This window comes from Chryseobacterium rhizoplanae (assembly GCF_900182655.1).
Lineage (GTDB): Bacteria > Bacteroidota > Bacteroidia > Flavobacteriales > Weeksellaceae > Chryseobacterium > Chryseobacterium rhizoplanae.
Window position 1 is genome coordinate 58,306 of the sequence record NZ_FXTC01000015.1, and the last position, 17,608, is coordinate 75,913.

Genomic DNA, 17,608 nt, shown 5'->3' on the forward strand with positions numbered 1-17,608 from the left:
CTATTGACGTTTTACTTCTATAATCATTTTAGAACTGATTAGTTTGATTTTCTTAACTTTGAAAAATGAAAGAAAAGCTAAAAAGAGTTGTTTCGGAGTTTAATACTGAATTAAAACTAAAAGGTTTCCGTGCATTCCAGATTGAGCAGGATGGAAGTGAAACCCGTGTCTACAGCAGAAAAGAATTTTATAAAATCTGCCTTACGACGGGGAAGAGTATGATTCATTATTCTGATAAAAGTTTCGAGCAGGAAGGAACGGTACTTTTTTTCGGAAATCCGCATATTCCGTATTCCTGGGAAACTATTTCAACAACTTATAAAGGCTATACCATTCTTTTTTCTGAGGAATTTTTTAAAAATTCTGAACGTTCCGAGAGCCTCCAACAGTCATCTTTCTTTAAAATTGGCGGAACTCCCGTTCTGAAAATTACTGAAGAACAAAGACTTTTTCTCAATACCATTTTTCAAAAGATGATTGATGAACAGGAAAGTGACTATGTCTACAAGGATGAGCTGATTCGTAATTACATCAGCTTGATTATCCACGAATCTTTGAAATTGGAACCTGCCGAAGATTTTGATCAAAACAAAAATGCGGCATCAAGATTATCATTCGTTTTTCTGGAACTGTTGGAAAGGCAATTTCCCATCGAAACTACAGGCCAATCTCTGCAACTGAAATCAGCTCAGGATTTTGCAAAAAATTTAAATGTCCACGTTAATTATCTCAATCGAGCCGTGAAAGAAGTTACTGGAAAATCCACAACGACTCATATTACGGAACGAATTCTCACAGAAGCAAAAGCATTGCTGCAGCACACCGACTGGAATATCTCAGAAATAGCTTTCGCATTGGGATTCGATTATCCAACATATTTTAATAATTTCTTTAAAAAACAAACCGGAACCAATCCAAAAACATTTCGTTTGAAGGAAGTTTGATTTTCTTAATTTTTGGTTTGATTATCATTAACTGTTAGCACGCCGCTGTTTCTAATTTTGTATCAGTAATTTTTAAACAAAATTCAGATATGAAAATAGTAACAACAGTGATGGCTTTGTCCTTTCTTTTCATCGGACAGGTATTCGCGCAGAATAAAAAATCAAATCCAGGAAAAATGAATACAACAGAACAAAACGAACATTATACTTTCCAGCTCAGTGATAAAGTAACCCGAAAAGAAGTTACCTTTAAAAACCGTTACGGAATCACACTTTCCGGAGATTTATATCTTCCAAAAAATGCAGGAAACGAAAAACTGGCGGCGTTGGCAATCAGTGGACCGTTTGGTGCGGTGAAGGAGCAGTCTTCCGGTTTGTATGCCAATCAAATGGCGGAAAGAGGTTTTGCTGTTATCGCTTTTGACCCTTCTTATACCGGCGAAAGTGGCGGTGAACCAAGAAATATAGCTTCACCCGACATCAATACCGAAGATTTCAGTGCAGCTGTTGATTTCCTGGGACTTCAGGAAAATGTGGACAGAAATAAGATCGGGATCATCGGAATTTGCGGATTTGGGGGAATGGCACTGAATGCTACTGCGATCGATAAGCGAATAAAAGCCGTTGCGACCACGAGTATGTATGATATGACAAGGGTAATTTCTAAAGGATATAATGATGTAGTTACCCTCGGGCAACGAACAAAAACGCTCGAAGACCTGAATCTGCAAAGATGGAAAGACGCGGAAACAGGGGAACAGGCATATCCATCTTCTCATCTTCCGGAAAAATTAACTGGCAGTGAACCTCAATTTGTAAAAGATTATTTTAATTATTACAAAACGTCAAGAGGTTTCCACGAGCGTTCAGTAAATTCAACAAAAGGTTGGAGATTGACCAGCGCACTTTCATTTATGAATATGCCCATTTTAAGTTACATCAAAGAAATTTCACCGAGACCTATGCTTTTAATTGCCGGTGAAAATGCACATTCAAGGTATTTTTCAGAAGACATTTACAAAATAGCTGCAGAACCGAAAGAACTGATGATTATTCCGAATGCGGTTCACGTTGACTTATATGACAAAGTGGATGTGATTCCTTTTGAAAAACTGGATAATTTCTTCAGAACCAATTTAAAATAATTGAACATTGCAATAGCTGAATCTGCTTTTTTAAAAAGCGGATTCATCCTTTTTATTTCTCTAAATATTTAATAATGAGCTTTAACGAAGATATCTTTACCAGACTAAAAAATGGTGAAACAATAATGCCCGGCGACCCGGAAATTCATAAATTGCTGGAAGCTTCTTATGAGATTAAGAAACAATTGATTGAATTAAATAATTCCACAGAACCGGATGAGGTTTTAAAAATATTAAGTCAAATTATCGGCAAAGAATTGGAGAATATAGCGGTGTTTACGCCTATTTACATCAATTATGGAAAGAATCTCAATATTGGTAAAAATGTATTCATCAATTTCGATTGTACTTTTCTGACTTTAGGCGGAATTACCATTGAAGACAATGTTTTAATCGGCCCGAAAGTAAGTCTGATAACGGAAAATCATCCTTTAGAACCTCAATACAGAAAAGGATTAATTGGAAAATCCATTTTAATCAAGAAAAATGCCTGGATTGGAGCCAATGCAACCATTTTACCGGGAGTTACGATTGGAGAAAATGCTGTAGTTGCTGCCGGAGCGGTTGTATCCAAAGATGTTTCGGACAATGTTGTGGTGGGAGGAATTCCTGCAAAAATCCTCAAAACAATTGAATCATAAATTAAATATAAAACAATGAAATATTTAATCATCATTCTTTTAGTGTTTAGTCCAACTGTAATCGCACAAAATAAAGTAAATTCAAACAAAATAAAATCAAACGAAATGAGTACAGATATTCCTAAAATAAGTGATTTTCCGACAGGTGAAGAAAACACAGCTTATGCGCAGTATTTTATTGGCAAATCCTATTTGGCGCCACTTACAAGCAATAAAGATTTAAATGTTCCCCTTTCTAATGTCACATTTGAACCGGGTTGTCGCAATAATTGGCACAGCCACACAGGCGGACAGCTTTTGATTGTCGTGGGTGGCGAAGGTTTATATCAGGAAAGAGGAAAACCCGCGCGTCGTTTAAAACCCGGAGATATCGTAGAAATTGCTCCGAATGTTGAACATTGGCACGGTGCTACCGCCGACAATTGGTTTTCGCATTTAGCAACGAATGGAAATCCGCAAACCAATCAAAATGTTTGGCTGGAAGCTGTTTCCAATGAAGAATTTGCTGAAGCCAACAAAAAATAATTTTCTATGATGAGCAAAAACAAGTTTCTACAATGGATTATTCTTTTTATTCTCACATTAAGTATAACAAAAATGAATGCACAAGAAAATAAAACCAATCAAAATTTGAATGCTAAAGAACAAAGTTTGGTAAAGATTTCTTCACTCACGGCAACTGGAAATCTTGGAAGTCTAAAACTTCAGTTACATGCCGGATTGGATTCTGGTTTGACGATTAATGAAATTAAAGAAGCCTTAGTTCAATTGTATGCATACTGTGGTTTTCCGAGAAGTCTGAATGCTCTTAATACTTTTAAATCAGTTTTAGACGAAAGAAAATCAAAAGGTATTAATGATATCGAAGGAAAGAAAATCATTGTCGAAAATAATGTTGAAGACAAATATGAACAAGGCAGAAAAACCCTTGAAGAACTTACAAAAATGCCACAAACCAAACCGGCACCAGGTTTTGGTGAGTTTGCTCCACGGGTTGACGCTTTTTTAAAAGAACATCTTTTTGCTGATATTTTTGTGAGCGATGTGCTGACTTATCAGCAAAGAGAAATGGTGACGATTTCTGCTCTGGCTTCTCTGGAAGGAGTAGAAGGACAGTTGCAATCGCATATTAATATGGGAAAAAATACCGGAATTACTGAAAATCAATTAGCTCAATTGGCTGATTTGGTTCAAGAAACCGTTAATAAAACTCAGGCAAATACAGTTCGAAAAATCATTGGAAAACCGCTTGTTCAGATTATTGAGAACGATATGATGATTCGTATTTCCGAAATTGAAATTATCCCTGAATTTTTAGAAGAATATAATTCTATTCTGAAAGAAGAAGCTTCAGCATCAGTAAAGCTGGAGAAAGGTGTGATTGCAATTTTTCCGATGTATCAAAAGGAAAATTCAACTCAGATAAGAATTGTAGAAATCTATGCGGACAAAGAAGCATATCAGTTTCATTTGCAAACGCCACATTTTTTGAAGTATAAATCATCAACCTTGAAAATGGTAAAATCCCTGAAATTAATAGATATGGAAAGTATTGACAAAGAAGCGATGTATGAGATTTTTAAAAAGATAAAGTAGTATCAGACAAACAGTAAATTGCAATATAAAGTCATTTTATTTACACGCTTAATTTTGAAAATTTTATTAAAGAATTCAGAGAAATTAGTCTAAAAAAAATTCAATAAAAAATGGCGCCAACTGTATTCAGTTGGCGCCGTTTGGCTTTTGGTGACCTCGACAGGATTCAAACCTGTAACCTTCTGAGCCGTAATCAGATGCGCTATTCAGTTGCGCCACGAGGCCTTGTGTTACCTTGTTGTTTAAAGGTTTGCAAATATAGCACTTTTTTCCGTTCTTTGAAAGATGAAACAAAGAATTTTACTTTTATTTACGGTTTTTGCGCTAACAGCTTGTAAAAGAGAATCAAAAATTTCGTCCTCAGATTGGACCAATATATCCGCCCGCACCCAATTTAAGGAACATGATGGTGCCTTGGCGCTAAAATCGGGAAATTTTACTTATAATTTTAAGCAAAATCAAACTCCATTCAAGAAAATAATCCTGTTGAATGCAAGTATGGCAGGGTATATTTCGGAGCTTGGAGCAGAAAATGTAATCATAGGAGTTTCAAGTCCGGAGTATATTTATTCAGATAAAATTCAGAATCTGCTTAAAGAAGGAAAAATCCAAAATGTAGGAAGCGAGCAGAAATACGATGTTGAAAAGATTATCTCCATGAAGCCGGATGCTATTTTTACCAATCATATTGCCAGTTTTGACAATACTTATGAGCTTTTGAAAAACAATGGTATTCAGGTGATATTTCTGGATGAATACATGGAACAGAAGCCTTTGGAAAAAACGGCTTATATTAAAATTTTCGGAGAGTTTTTAGGGAAAGAAAAAGAAGCAGAAACAAGATACCAGGAAGTTGAAAAAAATTATAGTGAACTGAAAAAACTAGCATCAACTGCCAAAGAAAAGCCAGTTGTTCTTGCCAATGAAATGTACGGGGACGTATGGTATCTTCCAGGTGGAAATACCTCTGTTGCTCATTATATTTCTGATGCCAATGCGAATTATGTCATGAAGGATAATAAAGATGAAAAAGCACTGACGATGAGTTTTGAGGAAGTATACGCCAAAGCCGGAAGCGTTCAGTATTGGGTGAATGCAGGAAGCCACGCTTCAAAAAAAGAAATGCTGGGCATGAATCCTTTCTATGGGAAACTGGGTGTGTTCAATAAAGGGAAAATCTACACCATTGCAGGAAAAGAAAAACTAAAAGCCAATGATTTCTTTGAAAGTGGCGTGGTAAGAGCAGATTTGATCCTTAAAGATTACATTAAGATCTTCCATCCTGAACTTTTACCGGATTATCAGCTTACTTATATGAAAGAATTGCAGTAACTCGTACTATTTGCTTATTTTTGCCTTTCCTTTTATCAAGTTATGTGGAAAAAAATTAAACAGCTTATCTTCATCATTCTTGTTCTGAATGTAGTTTTTATTATCTGGGGCAGATTCTTTAATCCGCCGATTACCCTTACCCAGATAGGAGGCCTTTTTGAATACGGAAAACTTCACAGGGATTATATTTCCTATGATGAAATGGGAAACAATGTGAAAAAAGCCGTAATTGCTTCTGAAGACCAGAAATTCTTTGATCATGACGGTTTCGATTATACAGCGATCGAAAAAGCGATGAAATATAATGAGAAAGGCAAAAAAATAAGAGGCGGAAGCACCATTTCCCAGCAGACCGCAAAAAATGTATTTCTTTGGCAGGGAAGAAGCTGGGTGAGAAAAGGATTGGAAGCAGTCTACACTTTCATTATTGAAAAAGTGTGGAGCAAAGATATTATTCTTGAAAGATACCTGAATTCCATTGAAATGGGACAGGGAGTATTTGGGGTAGAAGCTGCAGCACAGTATTATTTTGGAAAATCATCCAGGGACTTAAGTGCTTCAGATGCAGCCTGGATTGCCGCGGTATTGCCTAATCCAAAAAAATATGATCCTAAAAATCCATCTCCTTATTTAAGAAAGAAACATAATTGGATCATGAGACAGATGAGGAATGTGAGTTTGAAATAGTATCTTTGTACTAATGAAATTCTTTAATTCCAGCACAAACTTTGAGTCAGTTCTTAAAAAATATTTTTCTTTTAAGAATGAAACCCTTTCTTTAGAACCCTTTGCAGAGTTTTTAGAGACGATCAAAGAGGCAGACTTTACAGATGTGCTCAATTTTTTCAGAAGCAATCCTAAATTTGCTGAGAACTTTAAACATTATATCCACAATATTTTTAGAGGAAGACCTTTCAATCTTTCATTAACGGAGGCTAATATTCTCTCGGAAAATGCTTTCTTTCCGGAGCTTAAAAAAAGAATTCTGAACAAGGTTCTACCCCCCGTTGAAAACGAAAAGACCGTGTGGTTTATGATTGATAATGTGAGTCTTAGGCCTAAAAAGGATCTGAGATATATGCATAATCTTCCTGAAAACGAGATTGACGAATTTTTAAACATGCTGGGTGCTTCAGATTTTATTCTGAAACCCAATGTGAAAAAAGAGCTCATTTTCTCTATGAATATCCTTTCCTGGAGGGTTACTGGGATGGCTATGGAGGTAGAAGTGGTGAGAATGGCTCCGCAATACAGAAATCTGGACAATCCGTTTCTGGCCCTTCAGAATGAGCTGGAAACATTAGCAGAAGATCTGGTAAAAGATCCCGAACTTCAGCTTCACTCCAAAGACAGCAGATATAAGCAGATTAAAATCTATTCAGAACAATGCCTGGAATTTGTGAATATTGCCTTTAAAAATTCCGCCAAATATGGTATTTCAGGGAAGATTAACCAATCCCTGCTTAAGATCCGCCAACAGACTGAACGGATTTATGACATTGTGCAGTTATTGGTTATTGATACCGATGAAGACGTTCTGATAAAATCTAAGCAGTTGATATTTAATATTCTGAGCTACAAATCTCATAAAAATAATATCTCTGATCTGATTAACGACAGCACAAGACTGATTTCGCACCTTATCACCAATCATACCGCAGAAACCGGAACGCACTATATTACTTCTACCCGTAAAGAATATATGACGATGTTCTACAAAGCGAGTGGTGGTGGAATCATTGTAGGAGCACTTTGTGTTCTGAAAATGCTGTACGGATATATCCCGGGAAGTGACTTTTCACACGCTTTTCTGTACTCTATGAACTATGCAATGGGATTCGTGATGATCTATCTGATGGGCTTTACCCTTGCTACAAAACAACCGGCAATGACTGCTGCTACCATGACAAAAGTGTTGTCTGAAGAAGGAAATGCCCAAAGAAATAATACTGAGTTTGCCCATTTGGTATCCAAATTATTCCGAAGCCAGTTTATTGCCTTTGTAGGAAATGTACTGCTTGCTTTTCCGGTGGCACTATCCATTATATATGGCCTGGATGTATTTTTCTCTCAAAACCTTGCCGTAGAAAGATCAGATAAATTATTAAAAGACCTTGATCCTTTTAAATCCAAAGCGATTCTCCATGCAAGTATTGCCGGGTTTTATCTTTTTATTTCAGGAATTATTTCAGGGAATATCGGGAATAACTCAGTGTTTTACCAGATTCCGGAAAGAATTGCCAAAAATCTTTCAATCAAAAGCTTTTTCGGAAAGAAATTCGCGAAAGGACTTTCAAAATATTATGCTAAAAACTGGCCTGGAATTGTTTCCAACTTCTGGTTCGGTGTATTTCTTGGAGCAACAGCTCCGGTAGGAATGTTTTTCGGCCTTGACTTAGATATCAGACACATTACTTTTGCAGCGGGTAACTTTGCATTGGGACTGTATGGAAAAGATTTTTCAGTAGATTCCTATACATTCTGGATGTCTTTTGTAACGGTTTTTCTGATTGGTTTCTTCAACTTCCTGGTAAGCTTCAGCTTATCCATGTTCCTGGCATTCCGATCCAGAAAGATGAATTTCGGACAGGTAAGTGAGATCTATAAAGAGATTTTCAGATACTTTATGAAGCATCCACTGAAATTCTTCATACCATTAAGCTCCCGACTGGATAAAAAAGCCGATGACCTTATGAATAGTACCATTTCCAATAAATCTGAAGAACATTAATTAAAATAAAAAATGCTACCTGAGGGTAGCATTTTTCTATTGTTATAACTATTAAAGACAAATAGGAAGCAAAGGGCACTTTGTTGGTAAAGTTGTCCAATAGGCACATTCATTTTCATTAGCACAGCTTACAGCACAGCAGATCTGTCCAACGCCTCCCCCTTGTATTGTTTTTAAAGTTTTTCTTGTCAGTTTTTTTGATGCAATTGATTTTTTCATAGTATTAATTTTTTTTTGAATCATAAATATATCAATTAATACTGAATTATATGATTTGTATTTTAAAGTATCTCAAAAAATTTATAAAATTTGTAAATCCTTAAATTTATCCACTCCAAATTTATCCTGGAACTTTTTCAGATAAAAGCTTTTTCGCATTTTAAAATCATGCTTCAGCAAGGGAGAATCAATTTTAATAATAATACATTCATTTTCTATATTGACACTTCTTATTTCACGGAAAAGACTTTCATCAAGATAGTCCTCAAGGAAATCTTTAATGTCAAAAGCAACAAGTTTATGTTCAAAACCATAAATCCTGGCAAAAGATTTTACCAGTTCAGAGGATTGATATTCACGTTTTTTCTTCTTCATTGTCGTGGTGCGGGTTTCGGGTTGCGTGATTCGAGGTTATGGAATTCAGGTTTTGGGTTTTGGTTCTTTTTTTATTGTAAATTGTTTTTATTCCAATTTTCTATGACCCATTTTTTATAAATATTAAGTTTTCCACCTAGTGTATTATATGAATTTCTTAATGTTTCAAATTCTGAAGCAAAATTGGGGTATAAGATGATGATTTTTTCTAAATGATTAATTGTTTCATCATTACTTGCATGGCTATAAATCAGGAAGCGAATGTAGTCATTTCTGTAAGATGATCTTCCATAGCCTTCTACAATATTCGCAATCACTGAATCGGAAGATCTTCTCAGCTGGCTGCCTAATTCAAAAAGTTCATATTTAGGGAGAAGAAGTGATGCTTTATGCGTTTTTAAAAATAATTCAAAAGCTAATTTGTAAATGTCCAAGTTTCTATAACTCATATTATTTGTGTTTTAGGATATTAAGTTAAGATAAAAAGCATTTCGATAATAAATAAATTAATTTTTTATCATACAGATAAACTCGCAATTTTAACCTCGCATCTCGCACCTCGTATCCCGTACCTCGTATCCGCACTACACTTCAAAAATGATACTTTCTTCGTTAATTTTCTTCACAACACTTTCAGTTCTTTCCCTATGAGTATCGGTAATGAAGATCTGTCCGAAATTTTCACGATTTACAAGCTCAATCAACTGGGAAACTCTTATATCATCAAGCTTATCAAAAATATCATCCAGTAAAAGAATAGGGGTCTTTTGGGTAAGTTCTTTCACAAGACTCATCTGAGCCAGTTTTAGAGAAATAAGAAATGACTTTTGCTGACCCTGAGATCCTGTTTTTTTGATTAAAACATGGTCCATTTCAAAAAGAAGATCATCCTTATGGATTCCTTTTGAGGTATAGGTGAGCATACGGTCTCTTTCAATGTTTTCTTTTAAAAGGTTTTCAAAAGAATCTTCCAGCAAATGAGATTCATAAATAACAGACACGGTTTCTTTCCCACCGGAGATAATCTGATAGAAATTCTGAACAATAGGGTTGAGCTGTTCTACAAACTCTTTTCTTTTTCTAAAAATTTTAGTCCCGAATCGGGTAATTGGGTCATCATAGATTTCCAGTGAATCCTTATCCCATGTTCTGTTTTTAGCAAAATATTTCAGTAAAGCATTTCGCTGCTGAATTGTTTTCTGATATTGGATAAGGTCGAAAAGATATTCTGAATCCGTTTGAGAGATCATAGAATCCAGAAACTTTCGTCTGCTTTCCCCGGAATCTGAAATAAGATTAGAATCATACGGAGAAATCATAACACTCGGAAGGTAACCGATATGGTCCGCAAGCCTGTCATAGCTCTTGTCATTCTTTTTGATCACCTTTTTAGCTTCTTTGGGCTGGGTAATCCTGATAATATCTTCGCTGTCTTCATTCTGAATTTCAGCATCAAGAGTAAAGAAGTCTTCTTCTCTTTTAATATTGTTCACATCTGTATTTCCCAGAAAGCTTTTTCCTACAGATAAATAATGCAGGGCGTCAAGAATATTCGTCTTTCCCACACCATTATTGCCCACAAAACAATTGATCTGCGGGGAAAATTCAAATTTTTTCTCAGAGTGGTTTTTGAAATTGTAGAGGGAAAGCTTCTTGATAATCATTCGTCAAAAATACTCCATTATTAGTAAAAATAAAAAAGGAAGTGCAGAACAAGTTTCCACCCCGAATGAATAATAAGAGTCATCTCTTTTGTTTTCAGAGAAATAGATGAAAATATAAGTTATGATGCTTGACATAAAAAAAGCAAGAGCATATGCTAATTCAAGGTAGAAAACTGAGATCATACTGCTGATGAAAACAAGCGCATAAGCAATATATTTGGTATTTTGAACCCCTATCAGCATAGGAAAGGTCTTTACGGTGTCACTATTCATATCCCGGATATCAAAAGGAAGCACAAGAGCAGTAATAAAGAAAAAGCTGATCAGGAAAATAGGAATACTGAACTCAGGAAGAGTGAGCCAGCAGTTGACCAGTGCCCAAACCAATCCTACATAAAAAACTTTCAGCAGTGGGATTTTCCGGATATAAACATCGAGAAAAAAGCTGTTATAGAGCAGTCCCAATACGACAATAATGAACCATTTCAAAAGCCTTATTTCATTGTGGTTATGAATGATTAATAAGGCACAGACAATTCCTGCAACAGCATTGATGACCACTATTTTGAAAAAATGTTTGGTATATTGGTATTTAGTGTACAGATAACCACTGAAATAGGTGATGAAAATTAATGCAAAGGTAGGGAAACGGAATGTGTTTTGCTCTTTCATGAAAAATACTGCAAAAAGAGTTCCCATAAGAGAGACATAAAATTGACTGTCTATGACAGTTTTTTTCAGTATTTTTAAAATGTTCATTTATCAAAATTAATATATATGAAAAGATTTTCCAAGATTTTTATGCTTTTGCTTGTAATGCTGAGCTTTTCAATGGTATCCGCACAGAAAAATTACGATACCCAATGGAAAAAAGTTGCTGAAAACAGCACAAAAGGAGCTTACAAATCTAATCTTCCCATTATTTTAGACATACAAAAACAAGCCATGAAAGAAAATAATGCCTTTGAACTAATCCGTTCTCTGAAAGCTGAATTCAGTATTGTAAACCAAACGGTAGACGACGAACAGAATGATTCCGCTTCCCAATTTTTTAAAAAACTTAAAGATGCAGAGGGCAAAATGAGTGGGGAAGGAAAATTGGTATACAAAGTTTTACTGAATGGTTTTTTCATGGATTATTACAATCAGAACTCATGGAAAATAAACGGAAGAACCAATATCAATTCTCAGGATGTTGCACAGATTGAGACCTGGAGCAAGCTCGATTTTAAAAATTATTTGACAAAAAGCTTTCAGGAACTCGATCAGGAAAAACCTGAAATGAAAAAGATTTCTCTGGAAAAGTATAAGAATATATTTTCCGGAACAGGTGATATCGCCTATTTCCCAACATTGTATGATTGGTATGCCATAAAGAAAGTAGAGTTTTTATCTGAAAACAATATTTTCACAAAAAATGAACTGACAGCCAACCGTACTGCAATCAATGCAATTTATGATGAACTGATCGCTCAGAATACAGGAAATGCAAAGCTGTACTTTATGAAAGAAAAGATTACAGAGAATTGTAACTTCAATCACTGTAAAGATAAACTTGAACAGCTTCAGAATCTTTTAAAATCCAATGTAGAAGGAGATTATAAAGTGATGATCATGGGAGAGATCATGGATGAGCTTGTGGGTAAAAAGAAACCTAAAGAAGCTATTGCACTGGCTGCGCAGGCTAAAAATGAATATCCGAAATCTCCATTCATTGAGAATATCAAAAGTAAAGAAGAGCAGATTGTAAATCCATATCTGACTTTAAAATATGAAGCTCAGACTCAGAATAACCTTCCCATTCATTTTGTTGCACAATATCAGAATGTGTCAGAGTTTACCCTGAATATTTATGAAGTAAAAGATGACTTTACATCACTGCTTCAATACGTTCAGAACTCTTATTCCAATACTTTTGGAAAACTGAAAAAGAATCTGGTAAGGAAAGAAACATTCCAGCTTCCTGATCCTAAAGATTATCAGAATCATAAAACTTCACTGGAAGTGAAACCGCTTCCTTCAGGAGTATATGTAGCAGAATTTACGATTGCAGGAGCTGACATGAAAGATTCAGACTCCAGACAGAATTTTTACTTCCTGGTATCCGGAAACAAGATCATCTATCAGTCTAAAACAGACAGAAATCCTCTTTCTGATGAGTTAAAACTGGTTAATAGTGAAAACGGAAAACCACTGACGAATGAAGGACTTCGTTTTTATGAATTTGTTTCCAATAAGACATTAAATAAAATTGAAGGTAAAACCAATGAAAATGGAGTATTTAAGTTCCCTTCTTCGGAAAACAAAGACTATTACAGAACTTTCCTGATCCAGCAGCCTAAAACCAATGATTTCCAGATCATGCAGGTCTACGGAAACAGAGGGTCTGCTGAAGATTATAATCCTAACAAACAAACCCGCTCAACGGCTCAGATCTTCATAGACAGAGGTATTTACCGTCCCGGACAGACGGTTTATTTCAAAGTTATCAATACGAATATCAATAAAGAAGTTGAATCTGTTCTTTCAGGATTAAAGCAAAAAATAACTTTATTAAATACCAATAGCGAGGAGGTTTCTTCCCAGGAATTTACCACCAATGAGTTTGGCTCATATCATGGAAGTTTCATTCTTCCAAAAGGAAAACTGAACGGTAATTTTTACCTGAGAATAGAGGGAGAAAGCCAGGGATATAAAAACTTCAGAGTAGAAGAATACAAAAGACCGAAGTTTGAAGTCACCTTTGATCCGGTAAAAGAGGAATACAAATACGGACAGACCATAGAACTGAAAGGAAAAGCAGTAATGTTCTCCGGTGTTCCGCTGAATAATACCACAGTAAACTATGAAATCAAAAAACAGAATATCAGATGGAGATATTTCAGCTGGTATCCACAGGACGATGATAATGAGAACTCAATTCTGGGTGAAGCAAAAACCAATGAAAAAGGTGAGTTTACGATTCGTCTGGAACTTAAAAAAGATGAAAAACTGGAAGGGATACAAATTGATAACTATGCCATCAATGCTTCTGTAACAGACATCAATGGGGAAACACAGACTGCAAATACTCAATTGAAAGTAGCTTCGGTATCTCACTATATTCAGGCAGAAAATATCGCCAATACTTTTGCTGATGAAAATGTAAAAGTAAAGGTGGAAACCAAGAACTATAACGATCAGAATCTTAAGAAACCATATCAGGTTAAGTTATCAAAACTGATCGCTCCGGATAGAATTTTCAGAGATAATTTCAAATCTGATGTGCAGAATCTGCCGAAATATTCAAAAGAAGAGTTCATCAGCAAATTTCCACATGATCTTTTTGATGAAAATGATGAAATCAAAAACTGGAAAACAGAAAAAATATTGATAGAAAAACAACAGCAGCCATCTGCAGACAATGCTCAGCTAACAACAAATCTTGATTTAGGAAAACTGGAAGCGGGAGATTACCAGCTGGAACTTTTCAATATCGAAGGAAAGGACACGATAAAAAGTGCTCAGTATTTCAGTGTTTGGGATAAAGCTTCTTTAAAGCCTTCTCAAAAAACTTTTCTGACGGTTATTGCTCCGAAAGAAGAATTGTCAAGAGGAGAAAAAGCCAAAGTATATGTTTTCTCAGCAATTCCTGATGCATTGGTCAATGTTTTTGTACAGGACGGATCCGGGAAAACGGTTTCAGAAGTTCGTCAGCTCAAAAAAGGAATATTAGAATATACCGTTGAAGTTCCTAAAGACAAAAGTGTATCCACACTGAATCTGCAGTTTCAGCTGGTCGCATTTAATGATGTAAAAACAGAATCTGCAGCTTTAAATATAAAAGATACAGAAAAGCCGTTAAAAATTGAAACGGTGACCTTCAGAGATAAACTGGAACCGAATGCTAAGGAAAAATGGACGGTAAAAGTAACCGGAAATGATAATGAAAAGATCAATGCTGAGGTATTGGCCAATATGTATGATATGTCTCTGGATCAGTTTGCTGCAAACAGCTTTACTTGGAGAAAATTGTACACCCCATTTGTGATTGTTACTTCTTATGGAATCAACAATTACCTTCAACAGCAAAACTATCAGAAAAGACTGAGATATTTCGAAGACAGATATATAAATGTTCCTCAGTTTAATTGGTTTGATGGTGATTTTGCTCAATATGGATTAAAAGGAAGAGTTTCAGGGGTAATGGTTAGCGATATGGTAATGCCAGCTCCTGCTGCAAAAGAAGCAGCAATTGCCGGAGCCAGATTTAAGACTGCCAGAGCATCTGTTGCAAAAGAAGTTGTAATCAATGAAGAGGCGATAGATGTAATGGCATCTAATGCAGACGGTGTTTTAGATCATGATGATGTTGAAAAAAATCTGGAAAAAGTAGCGGTACGTCAAAATCTGAACGAAACAGCCTTCTTCTATCCGGATCTTAAAACCGATGCCGAGGGAAATGTAAACTTCGAGTTTACTTCTCCGGAAGCATTGACAAAATGGAAACTGATGTTCCTTGCTCACACAAAGGATGCAAGAGCAGCTACACTGGAAAAAGAAGTGGTAACGCAGAAAGAATTCTCTGTGACACCGAACTATCCGAGATTCCTGAGAGAAGGGGATGAACTGAACCTACAGTCAAAACTTTCAAATCTTACAGATAAAAAATTGAACGGTTCTGCCGAGTTACAAATTCTGGATGCCTTTACCAATGAAAATATTTCTTCAAAATTTGGAATGAATTCAGGGGTGCAAAACTTTAACTTAACTGAAAACGGAAGCAGTGCATTAACGTGGAAATTAAAAGTTCCTGACAACGTTTCCTCTGTTATTTTTAAAGTGGTTGCCAAAGCTGGCGCGTATTCTGACGGTGAGCAGCAAGCCATTGCTGTATTGCCAAACAGAATGCTGGTGACGGATGCCATTCCTGTATTTGTGAAAGAAGGAGAAACCAAAACATTTGTCCTGGATAACCTTAAAAACAATACATCCACAACAGCTTCTAATATTTCCAACACGTTAGAACTGACAACCAATCCGATCTGGGAGATTATGTTTGCCCTTCCAAGTCTGAAAAATGATCAGAATAACTCAGCAGATGTGATCTTCAATAAATGGTTTGCGGATGTGTTGGCTTCAGAAATATTCAAAGCAAATCCGAAAATGAAAACGGTTTTTGAAGAATACCAGAACAAAGGATTATTACATTCAAATCTCGAGAAAAATCAAGAGCTGAAACAACTCTTGCTGGAAGAAACCCCTTGGGTACTGGAAAGCAAAAATGAAACGGAACAGATGCAGAAACTGGCATTATTATTTGATGTCAATACGATGAAAAATTCGATTAATCAGGATTGGGAGGATTTCAAAAAACTGCAAAACCCTGATGGTGGATTCTCATGGTATCCGGGTTATCCAAGTTCTTACGGTACTTCATTGTATATCCTTAAAAACTTAGGAAAAATCAACTCCTGGTTAAAAGATAATGTGAAAGACTATCAAAGTGCCGACCAGAATGCTATTACAGCTAAATTGATTCAGTATGTAGACAATGAGGTGAATAAATATTTTGATGTGAAAAAGGGTAATGTCTGGAACAACTGGACTATGGATTATCTTGATACCAGAAACTATTGGGAAAAACAGTATCCTTTAAAAGGAAAAGGTGCTACTCTGAAAACGTTAGTTAAACAAAAAGCGAAAACGGCGAAGATCACAGATTTCACATTCTTCGGACTTCACCGCGCAGCGTTATTAATGAATGATTATGGTCTGAAAGAGGTATCTGATAAATTGATGACTTATCTTAAAGAAACCTCTACAGATACAAAAACACAAGGGATTTACTGGAAGCAAAACCTGAACGACTGGGGATGGTTTGGTTCCAAAGTGGTGAACCATGCAGGAGCATTGGAAGCATTCAATAAATTAAAATCCAACGATCAAAGTTTTATTGAGGAAATGAAGATCTGGTTGGTAACTCAGAAGGAAGTCAACTCATGGGGAAGCTCAAGAGGCACAGCAGAAGTGATCTTTACTATTTTAAATTCAGGAAAATCATGGACCGGAACAGAAAGTGATAAAGCGACTATCGTTTGGGGAGGAAAAGAACTGGTTCCTCAGACCCAGGCAACAGGCTATGTGAAATCAGCAGTGAAAACAGACATCGTAGATAAAAACCTAGCCACCGTAACCGTTACAAAACCTGGTCCCGGAATTGTTCAGGGTGGATTGTTCTGGCAGTATTACGAAGATCTCGATAAAATCAAATCTTCCGAAAACTATATTTCTGTAACAAAAGAATTATACAAAAAAGTGAAAACGGTAAACGGAGAAGAACTTCAGAAAATCTCTTCTGAAACGCCGTTGAAAGTAGGAGATAAAGTAACCGTAAGAATGATTCTGAATACAGACAGAGCCATGGAATTTATCCACATTAAAGATATGCGTGCAGCAGGATTTGAACCTGTAGATGTATTATCCGGATATCAGTGGAAAAATAATCTTGGGTATTATCAGTCGACCAAAGATGCTTCTACCAACTTCTATATTCAGTACATGCCAAAAGGAAAATATGTTTTTGAATACGATTTGGTAGCCAATGCATCAGGGAAGTTCTCCAACGGAATTACGACCATGCAGAACTACTACGCACCACAGATGAATGCTCACACCAAGGGAAGTAATGTGACAATATCAGAATAATTTATAAAAAGAGGCTGTCTTAAAAGTATCATTCTGAATGAAATGAAATGGAGTGAAGAATCTCATAAATTTGGTTATTAATAGGATTCTTCCTTCGTTGGAAATCGAAGATTCGACGTAGTCAATGACAAAAGCCAATTTATTTGAATTTTGAAACAGTCTCTTTTGTTGAAAGATTTAAATGTAAATAGAATTAAATCGAAAAATCAAACAATTGTTTAATTTTGGAATGGTTTTTGGAATTAGGTTAGTAGAAATTTAAAAAATTATAAAG

Annotated in this window: 14 protein-coding genes and 1 tRNA gene; 9 read left to right on the forward strand and 6 right to left on the reverse strand. The window is 35.8% G+C overall.

Going from position 1 to position 17,608, the window contains the following annotated elements; translation table 11 throughout:
• The first annotated feature begins 65 nt into the window (after positions 1 to 65).
• From FN817_RS22000 to FN817_RS22020, 5 genes are all read left to right on the forward strand, one after another.
• Positions 66 to 944, forward strand: a complete 879-nt coding sequence (locus tag FN817_RS22000; protein ID WP_142719793.1) for a helix-turn-helix domain-containing protein — start codon at positions 66 to 68, stop codon at positions 942 to 944.
• An 89-nt stretch (positions 945 to 1,033) separates the two neighbouring features.
• Positions 1,034 to 2,089 (forward strand): alpha/beta hydrolase, encoded by a 1,056-nt coding sequence (locus tag FN817_RS22005; RefSeq protein ID WP_142719794.1) that lies wholly within the window; start codon positions 1,034 to 1,036, stop codon positions 2,087 to 2,089.
• Positions 2,090 to 2,163: 74 nt separating this feature from the next.
• Positions 2,164 to 2,730 (forward strand): DapH/DapD/GlmU-related protein, encoded by a 567-nt coding sequence (locus FN817_RS22010; protein ID WP_185149931.1) that lies wholly within the window; start codon positions 2,164 to 2,166, stop codon positions 2,728 to 2,730.
• 15 nt (positions 2,731 to 2,745) lie between these two features.
• Entirely contained in the window at positions 2,746 to 3,255 is a 510-nt protein-coding gene (locus FN817_RS22015) for a cupin domain-containing protein (protein ID WP_142719796.1), read from the forward strand.
• 72 nt (positions 3,256 to 3,327) lie between these two features.
• A complete protein-coding gene (locus FN817_RS22020) occupies positions 3,328 to 4,326 on the forward strand; it encodes a carboxymuconolactone decarboxylase family protein (protein WP_228451637.1) in 999 nt (332 codons plus the stop codon).
• A gap of 148 nt (positions 4,327 to 4,474) precedes the next feature.
• Here FN817_RS22020 and FN817_RS22025 read toward each other — a convergent pair.
• Positions 4,475 to 4,551: transfer RNA gene (locus FN817_RS22025), tRNA-Arg, on the reverse strand.
• A gap of 60 nt (positions 4,552 to 4,611) precedes the next feature.
• On the opposite strand from FN817_RS22025, the gene FN817_RS22030 reads away from it, so the two are divergent.
• The 3 genes from FN817_RS22030 to FN817_RS22040 are packed head-to-tail and all read left to right on the forward strand — an operon-like array spanning position 4,612 to position 8,389.
• Complete coding sequence (locus FN817_RS22030) at positions 4,612 to 5,658, forward strand: ABC transporter substrate-binding protein (RefSeq protein WP_167498918.1); 1,047 nt, start codon at positions 4,612 to 4,614, stop codon at positions 5,656 to 5,658.
• A 42-nt stretch (positions 5,659 to 5,700) separates the two neighbouring features.
• Positions 5,701 to 6,345: a monofunctional biosynthetic peptidoglycan transglycosylase gene (gene mtgA / locus FN817_RS22035; RefSeq protein WP_142719798.1), complete on the forward strand. Its 645-nt coding sequence runs from the start codon at positions 5,701 to 5,703 to the stop codon at positions 6,343 to 6,345.
• Between the two features lie 13 nt (positions 6,346 to 6,358).
• A complete protein-coding gene (locus tag FN817_RS22040) occupies positions 6,359 to 8,389 on the forward strand; it encodes a recombinase (RefSeq protein WP_142719799.1) in 2,031 nt (676 codons plus the stop codon).
• A gap of 51 nt (positions 8,390 to 8,440) precedes the next feature.
• Here the strand turns inward: FN817_RS22040 and FN817_RS23290 are convergent, their stop codons facing one another.
• The 5 genes from FN817_RS23290 to FN817_RS22060 form a co-directional block, all read right to left on the reverse strand.
• The gene (locus FN817_RS23290) at positions 8,441 to 8,608 is read right to left on the reverse strand and encodes a hypothetical protein (protein ID WP_157885754.1); all 168 of its coding nucleotides are present in this window, start codon (positions 8,606 to 8,608) and stop codon (positions 8,441 to 8,443) included.
• 81 nt (positions 8,609 to 8,689) lie between these two features.
• Positions 8,690 to 8,983, reverse strand: a complete 294-nt coding sequence (locus FN817_RS22045; protein WP_142719800.1) for a hypothetical protein — start codon at positions 8,981 to 8,983, stop codon at positions 8,690 to 8,692.
• 71 nt (positions 8,984 to 9,054) lie between these two features.
• Complete coding sequence (locus FN817_RS22050) at positions 9,055 to 9,432, reverse strand: four helix bundle protein (protein WP_142719801.1); 378 nt, start codon at positions 9,430 to 9,432, stop codon at positions 9,055 to 9,057.
• Positions 9,433 to 9,567: 135 nt separating this feature from the next.
• On the reverse strand, positions 9,568 to 10,647 hold the full coding sequence (gene recF, locus FN817_RS22055) for a DNA replication/repair protein RecF (RefSeq protein WP_142719802.1): 1,080 nt from the start codon (positions 10,645 to 10,647) through the stop codon (positions 9,568 to 9,570).
• A 3-nt stretch (positions 10,648 to 10,650) separates the two neighbouring features.
• Positions 10,651 to 11,406 carry a UbiA prenyltransferase family protein gene (locus tag FN817_RS22060; RefSeq protein ID WP_142719803.1) on the reverse strand — a complete coding sequence of 252 codons (756 nt, stop codon included), beginning with the start codon at positions 11,404 to 11,406 and terminating at the stop codon, positions 10,651 to 10,653.
• An 18-nt stretch (positions 11,407 to 11,424) separates the two neighbouring features.
• Here FN817_RS22060 and FN817_RS22065 point away from each other — a divergent pair, with 18 nt between their 5' ends.
• Positions 11,425 to 17,334 carry an alpha-2-macroglobulin family protein gene (locus tag FN817_RS22065; RefSeq protein ID WP_142719804.1) on the forward strand — a complete coding sequence of 1,970 codons (5,910 nt, stop codon included), beginning with the start codon at positions 11,425 to 11,427 and terminating at the stop codon, positions 17,332 to 17,334.
• Positions 17,335 to 17,608: the final 274 nt, after the last annotated feature.

What these genes read in the sequence shown, in the direction of transcription:
- FN817_RS22065 (WP_142719804.1), top strand. Translation starts at nt 11,425, where the DNA reads ATGAAAAGATTTTCCAAGATTTTTATGCTTTTGCTTGTAATGCTGAGC.
- FN817_RS22010 (WP_185149931.1), top strand. Translation starts at nt 2,164, where the DNA reads ATGAGCTTTAACGAAGATATCTTTACCAGACTAAAAAATGGTGAAACA.
- FN817_RS22060 (WP_142719803.1), bottom strand. Translation starts at nt 11,406, where the DNA reads ATGAACATTTTAAAAATACTGAAAAAAACTGTCATAGACAGTCAATTT.
- FN817_RS22000 (WP_142719793.1), top strand. Translation starts at nt 66, where the DNA reads ATGAAAGAAAAGCTAAAAAGAGTTGTTTCGGAGTTTAATACTGAATTA.
- FN817_RS22040 (WP_142719799.1), top strand. Translation starts at nt 6,359, where the DNA reads ATGAAATTCTTTAATTCCAGCACAAACTTTGAGTCAGTTCTTAAAAAA.
- FN817_RS23290 (WP_157885754.1), bottom strand. Translation starts at nt 8,608, where the DNA reads ATGAAAAAATCAATTGCATCAAAAAAACTGACAAGAAAAACTTTAAAA.
- mtgA (WP_142719798.1), top strand. Translation starts at nt 5,701, where the DNA reads ATGTGGAAAAAAATTAAACAGCTTATCTTCATCATTCTTGTTCTGAAT.
- recF (WP_142719802.1), bottom strand. Translation starts at nt 10,647, where the DNA reads ATGATTATCAAGAAGCTTTCCCTCTACAATTTCAAAAACCACTCTGAG.
- FN817_RS22005 (WP_142719794.1), top strand. Translation starts at nt 1,034, where the DNA reads ATGAAAATAGTAACAACAGTGATGGCTTTGTCCTTTCTTTTCATCGGA.
- FN817_RS22020 (WP_228451637.1), top strand. Translation starts at nt 3,328, where the DNA reads ATGAATGCACAAGAAAATAAAACCAATCAAAATTTGAATGCTAAAGAA.
- FN817_RS22015 (WP_142719796.1), top strand. Translation starts at nt 2,746, where the DNA reads ATGAAATATTTAATCATCATTCTTTTAGTGTTTAGTCCAACTGTAATC.
- FN817_RS22030 (WP_167498918.1), top strand. Translation starts at nt 4,612, where the DNA reads ATGAAACAAAGAATTTTACTTTTATTTACGGTTTTTGCGCTAACAGCT.
- FN817_RS22050 (WP_142719801.1), bottom strand. Translation starts at nt 9,432, where the DNA reads ATGAGTTATAGAAACTTGGACATTTACAAATTAGCTTTTGAATTATTT.
- FN817_RS22045 (WP_142719800.1), bottom strand. Translation starts at nt 8,983, where the DNA reads ATGAAGAAGAAAAAACGTGAATATCAATCCTCTGAACTGGTAAAATCT.